We start from the raw sequence: 5382 nt of genomic DNA, 5'->3' as shown, positions 1-5382 counted from the left end.
ACCGCATCTGCTGGTGATGATCATCGTGGCGTTTGTCGTCGCAGGCGGTTGGCTGTTCTGGTCTCGACACAAGGAAAAAGCTGAGACGGAAGCCAAGGCCAAGGCAGTGGAGGCGCGAGCATGATCGGCGCCGATATCGTCACTCGCATATTCGCGATTGTCTTCGTGGTGCCGGTGGCGCTGCTGCTCGCCGTTGCGGCCGTGGTCTGGCTGGTCTTCGGCGCTCCGATCGGCTCGGCCTTCGCGGTCGGTGTTCTCACTGGATATGCCGGGCACCTCTGGTACCTCGCACGGCTGAACAGGTGATTGCGATGAGGACGTATCTCACAATGGCGGCAGGGGCGGCGATGGGCGCGCTCGTCGCCTCCGGGCCTGCATATCTCTACGGCAAGGCTCAAGGCCGCCAGCAAGCCGCCGTGGCGGCGCTCGAAGCCTCCATGAAAGCAATCCAGAAGCGCGAGGACATCGACCATGAAGTGGATCGTGCCGATCTCATTGATATCTGCATTGAGCTTGGCGGCCTGCCAGAGCGGTGTCAGCTCGAACTGCGCCGGCTGGATCCCTCCGCCAAAGCCGAATGACCCGGTGGCGCTGACGGCCAAGGAAGAACCGATCGCGCGCTACCTGGTCGCGACCGATCGATACGGCAAATCCCAGCGCTGCTGGAAATAGATTGGAGCGGGGCGTTGCCAACACAAAGCAGCATCGAGCGGTCCCTCGGCGTCGTGATCGGGAAGCTCGACGGGATCGAGGGCCGACTGGATCGGCAAGACGAGAGCAGGGCGGCGCTCCACAGGCGCATGGATGATCTCATGTTGCGTCAGACGCACATGGAATCGGATGTCTCGACGCTCAAGAACAAGGTCGAAGGCATGGAGAAGGTGACGGTGGAAGTGACCACGCTGCGCGCCAAGGCCGAGGGCGCCGGGACGCTCGGCCGATGGCTGATCCGGATTGGCATAGGCGTCGTCACGCTCGCGGGCTGGCTCATCGGTGCCTACACCTGGCTGACCGGAAGGCCGCCGCCGTAGCTTGCAAGCTAATCCTGCCTTTTCGTGATGGTATTCCAGCGTTCTACGCTTGTGTACTGGTTTGGCCCGCGATGCTAAGAATTTTCTGTGTCACAAGCGAGATCGCAGGCTCTTCATTATCAATATATGAAGAACTCCTGTCCTCTATTCTCGGAATTGCTTTTCCAGAATTCCAAATTGTGGCCTTCCCCGAAGAGTCTTTCCGTTTCTTTTTCTCAAATATATCTCGATACCTTCGTGGCGAAATGCCAATAAAAGGCTCGAATAGGACTTTCGCAGCCGCTTCGTTAGGAGAAAAAGTAATCGAATCCGAGTGCAGGTCCTTGGCATGACTCTTCGGATAAGGCTCTAAAAACACCACTCGGCGAACTCCAGAAGAGACTATATGCTTGGCGCACATGTGGCATGGAAAGGTTGTGCAATACAATATTGAATCCGCAAGTGATTTTCCGGTTCTTGCTGCATCAGTAATAGCAGACATTTCAGCATGAATAATTCTGCCAAACTCAATCAAATCCATAACGCGTGAATCCGAAATTCTCTTTTCTTGCATCAATATCCGAACTTGTTTTGCCGCGGAACCAGCACTTGTGAGTTTCTCAGATAGGTATCCGAGGGCTCCGAGGCGCTCAACGAGATCATGGACAACCCTGATTTTTCGACTGTGATTACCGTCAACGCCTTCCTCAAAGTCTCGATGTTGCTCACCTGGGTCATCGCACCAATATGTGCCACCAAAAGCCTTTGGAACTTCATTGCAGCCTAGCGTTATTACCTCTCCGCGTTGCGAGAAAACTGCTGCACCAACTTGGCGTGATAAATCCAGAGAACGCAAAGCTGCTCCAGCCGCGGCGTACATTCCGTACTCTGCTTTGGTCGGGGAGTATCCATTATGACCAAAGAATGCCTGGATAAAACGGTCTACAATAGCTTCGGAATCTTTATTATCATGCCCACGGACAAAGACATCTCCTAAGTGAAAAACGTCAGATACCCGCTGACCGTACTCATCAGAACTTTCATTGTGGTCCTTCTCAATGAGGTCGATAGCTTGTTTTTCTGCTTCCGAATCAGGGATGATACTCGTGCCATGATCTTTGATTTTTCTTATTAATTGGCGATGCCGCTCTTCTCTATCGGAAAAGACGGATATTTGGATAAATTTTCTTCCATATACCTGCCTCAATAACGTAATTTCTTCTTCGCGCTTGAACTGTCGAATTACGTACGCTGTTCCGCGAAGCGGACGCATACGAGCATCTTTCTGGTCAAGGTCAGGTTGATGTTCTTGCCGCAGGCGACGGATTTCCCCAATCGCCATTAAGGAAAGTGCGGCTTGATTTTCAGTTTCACGCCTCAGTCGATCGGCGTTCGCAATGAGGGAGTGATATCTTGCCGCATACGTTTCGTCGTCAATGTTCCATTGGGGAAACATGTCGGTCAACAGACGGGTGAGATGTATCACCTCTGTTCTATATTGCACCGCACTTAGCGACTTTGTTAGATATTTAATGATCGCGTCGAGGTCCACTCCGATTGGTCCTACCAGCCCGATAACCAATTCCGGATTGTCAACAACAGCGGTGTTGCCCATAGCTATCTCCCCCCTTAAGCGGAACTTAAGAGTCCCGTCGTGATTATCATAGGCGCAATGGGTTAACTGTTGTATGCTGAGTCGGGAAAAATCCAAGGAGGGAGATTCCGATGGCAATGGTCGGGGCAGCGGCCACTGAAGTGCAACGTGGTCAGGAGCGAAAGAACCAGCTCCTTGAGATTATGGTTGATGCCGCGAAAAGCGTTCTGGAACGCCCAGAATCGCGGCGTGGCCCGTATGTGATTGCTGATTCTGATCTGAAGCATTCCCCGCGGGTCGACCTGGGTTAGTCCTTCTTCGTATTTGCTATTTGTATGCCCCGCTGGCTCCGGCCGGCGGGGCTTTTTTGTCGTTTGGGAATGTCGCATGTTGGTGGAAAGCCGTCATTTGGCACGATAACCTAAATCGGGCAGAGGAAGCTCGATGGATCAGGTGCAGCTACTTACTGTCGAAGACAGTTTTCAAATTTCGGGACAAGGTTTGGTCGTCTTGCCCGACTTTCCGTCACCTCCTTCGAACTGGAGAGGCGGAAGCGAGATGGCGACAGTGGTGAAGCCAGACGGAAGCCGCCTTACCGCTCACCTGAATCTTTTCACCGCCCACTTTAATATTCGCGACCCACAGGTGCCGCTTGAAAAGCGCTGGCGCATCGTTCCTACTTTCCCTGATCTCCAACGAGAAGATGTACCCATCGGAAGCCAGGTCTTGGTGTCAGCTTCCGTTGTCGAAGCGATCAAGCGTGCGAACTGAACGATTGGGGGTCGGAACTTGCCGGCCCGCTGCCGGTCGAAACGGGGGGCAGTTCAATACGCGATAATGAGGCTACTTCCTAAATGAATTCCCCCGCCATTTGCGGGGGCGGGGGAATCGGGGGTGTAAGCTCGTGCGAGCTACAGTACCTTGCCTAAATGGCAACCGTTAACACCTGATAAAATCGCTCCCTATTGCATTGCAATAACGGAGTTATGTGAGGATCAGCACCACTTCGTTTGAATCCGGATCCACGATAATCACGCGTCCGTCTGCCAATACGAAATAGAGATAGCCTTCGTAATCGGGCACCAATTCGATAATGCGCGGTGGCAGCGGGTGCAGTTCAATCGTCTCCGGCACGGCCACCCCAATATCAACGGAAATGTCGGTATCGGGAACTGGCTCGACTTCGGTTTCGGTGATGATTTGCTTTATTTCCGTGCGCTGTTCGACAGTAATGTCAGCTCCGGACGACGTTGAAGCACCTTCCTGATCGGTGGTGGAAGGCGCTTCGCTTTCAGGTTGTTGCCCGGTCGTCATGTCGCTATCGGGCTCAGGGGTAGTTCCCTCTTGAGCGCCGGCAGGAGCCTGATCTGTGTCGGGCGCTCCCTGGCCAGCTTCGGAGCCGGTAGAGTCTTGACCAGCGTCGGGCTGATCGGGGGCCTGCTGGCCACTTTCTCCAGATGAAGGCTCTGTCTGCCCCTCAGTTGGCGCCTGGTCTTGCGCGCCCTGTGTGCCGCCCGTCGTTTCGCCTTCACCAGATGGTGTTCCTGAACCGGCGCTGCCTTGGGTTCCCGCTGCGGGAGCCTGAGTTTCTGCCTCGGGTGGTTTTTTGATTGGATCAGCTTCCTGTGCAGCCAAGATGCCAGGGATGCTTCCCAGCGCTAGGGCAATCATGCTCTTGACGACTAAATTGGTCATGGTTCGTCTCCTAGACACAAAGTGTCCCTTCGGTGAGGCCGAACCTGCCAGGCAGGCAGATGTTCCATTTGACGCCACAACGGTGATCTCGCGCCAAAGCCGAAGGCGTCGTCACGCTCGCTGGCTGGCTGATTGGTGCCTACACGCAGACGGGACCGCCGTCGTAAAAGGCCGGCACCGTTCCAGGCGGGGGGCTAGGGTGGGGGGTGCCGGCCTCGCGAGAACCATGAAGGTCCGCCGCAACAGAAAACATTATGAATTCTTCGGAGATAGGCAAGACCAATCCTTACTGCCTTGCGCCGGCGTCGGCTTTCTGCGTTGGGGAGGTGAGGCCCGCCATTGTGCGAGGGAGCTTGGACGGCGGGCCTCGTGCCGGGACTGGCCCGTACTGGCGTAGGGAGAATGCCAAAAGGGAGGCTCGCCGCCTGAGAGGTTCAGATGTGTGTGCGACGAGCCTCATGCTGCGGATAGGTTGCGCAGCATCAAAATTATGCCATGGAATTGGCCAGATTTCCATAAATTGAGACCGCCACTATCGGGGGCTTCTATCCCTCATCGACAGCATGTTTCCGGTAATGGCGTCCAAAGCTCGCATCAGTGCTCTTCTTCGTGTAGTTTTCCCGCTGCCTTGCGTGCGTCATCAAGTTTCCTGCTTGCCTGGTCGAGGCGTAGCAGCATCGTTGCCAGTGTCATCCCGTACTCGGACAGATCCGACGCAACCTTCGCCGCGAGTGCGCGCACGTCTTCTTCGTCTTCTTTGTCTGTCATGGCTACGGACAAGGGCGCTTTGCGAAAGGCTCGGAGGAACAAAGTGACGGGATCGCCCCGGTTGTCCGATAGTCGATTTGATTGGTTCCGAGACGCGACAGGGCGACCCCCAGCACCAAAAATGTAAGCAGTGCGAGCAGCATATGCGGCACGGTCATCAATGAGCTCCACGACGAAGCCACCCAATACCTTCATGCCGCAAACCTATTGTGGCAGGGTTAACGAAACCGTGCAGCCGGATAGGCGCTTCATCCGCCGATAGAGCTCGTGTCAGCCTTCAACTTTGCTTGGCAATTCGGCGGCGTTTGCTACCGT

Annotated in this window: 8 protein-coding genes; 5 read left to right on the top strand and 3 right to left on the bottom strand. The window is 54.9% G+C overall.

Features of this window, described 5'->3' with window-relative positions:
• The first annotated feature begins 120 nt into the window (after positions 1–120).
• The 3 genes from XW59_RS29175 to XW59_RS29165 all read left to right on the top strand — a co-directional run bounded on the left by XW59_RS29175 (position 121) and on the right by XW59_RS29165 (position 1031).
• Positions 121–306 carry a hypothetical protein gene (locus XW59_RS29175; protein ID WP_047144321.1) on the top strand — a complete coding sequence of 62 codons (186 nt, stop codon included), beginning with the start codon at positions 121–123 and terminating at the stop codon, positions 304–306.
• 41 nt (positions 307–347) lie between these two features.
• Positions 348–581: a hypothetical protein gene (locus XW59_RS29170; protein ID WP_082137460.1), complete on the top strand. Its 234-nt coding sequence runs from the start codon at positions 348–350 to the stop codon at positions 579–581.
• Between the two features lie 105 nt (positions 582–686).
• Positions 687–1031, top strand: coding sequence for a DUF1515 family protein (locus XW59_RS29165; RefSeq protein WP_047144322.1), 345 nt, complete (start codon positions 687–689; stop codon positions 1029–1031).
• Positions 1032–1074: 43 nt separating this feature from the next.
• Here the strand turns inward: XW59_RS29165 and XW59_RS29160 are convergent, their stop codons facing one another.
• Entirely contained in the window at positions 1075–2625 is a 1551-nt protein-coding gene (locus XW59_RS29160) for an anti-phage dCTP deaminase (RefSeq protein ID WP_082137461.1), read from the bottom strand.
• Between the two features lie 110 nt (positions 2626–2735).
• On the opposite strand from XW59_RS29160, the gene XW59_RS29155 reads away from it, so the two are divergent.
• On the top strand, positions 2736–2915 hold the full coding sequence (locus XW59_RS29155) for a hypothetical protein (RefSeq protein ID WP_047144324.1): 180 nt from the start codon (positions 2736–2738) through the stop codon (positions 2913–2915).
• Between the two features lie 133 nt (positions 2916–3048).
• Positions 3049–3375 (top strand): hypothetical protein, encoded by a 327-nt coding sequence (locus XW59_RS29150; RefSeq protein WP_136068032.1) that lies wholly within the window; start codon positions 3049–3051, stop codon positions 3373–3375.
• A 213-nt stretch (positions 3376–3588) separates the two neighbouring features.
• Here the strand turns inward: XW59_RS29150 and XW59_RS29145 are convergent, their stop codons facing one another.
• Together XW59_RS29145 and XW59_RS29560 are read right to left on the bottom strand one after the other, a co-directional pair.
• Positions 3589–4299, bottom strand: coding sequence for a DUF1236 domain-containing protein (locus tag XW59_RS29145; protein ID WP_082137462.1), 711 nt, complete (start codon positions 4297–4299; stop codon positions 3589–3591).
• A gap of 594 nt (positions 4300–4893) precedes the next feature.
• A complete protein-coding gene (locus tag XW59_RS29560) occupies positions 4894–5262 on the bottom strand; it encodes a hypothetical protein (RefSeq protein WP_047144325.1) in 369 nt (122 codons plus the stop codon).
• Between the last annotated feature and the right edge of the window lie 120 nt (positions 5263–5382).

Origin of the sequence: Aquamicrobium sp. LC103, assembly GCF_001014615.2 — a bacterium.
In the GTDB taxonomy this organism is placed as follows: domain Bacteria; phylum Pseudomonadota; class Alphaproteobacteria; order Rhizobiales; family Rhizobiaceae; genus LBCQ02.
The sequence above is the reverse complement of the archived record's forward strand: the minus strand, read 5'-3'. Positions and strand labels throughout refer to the sequence as shown.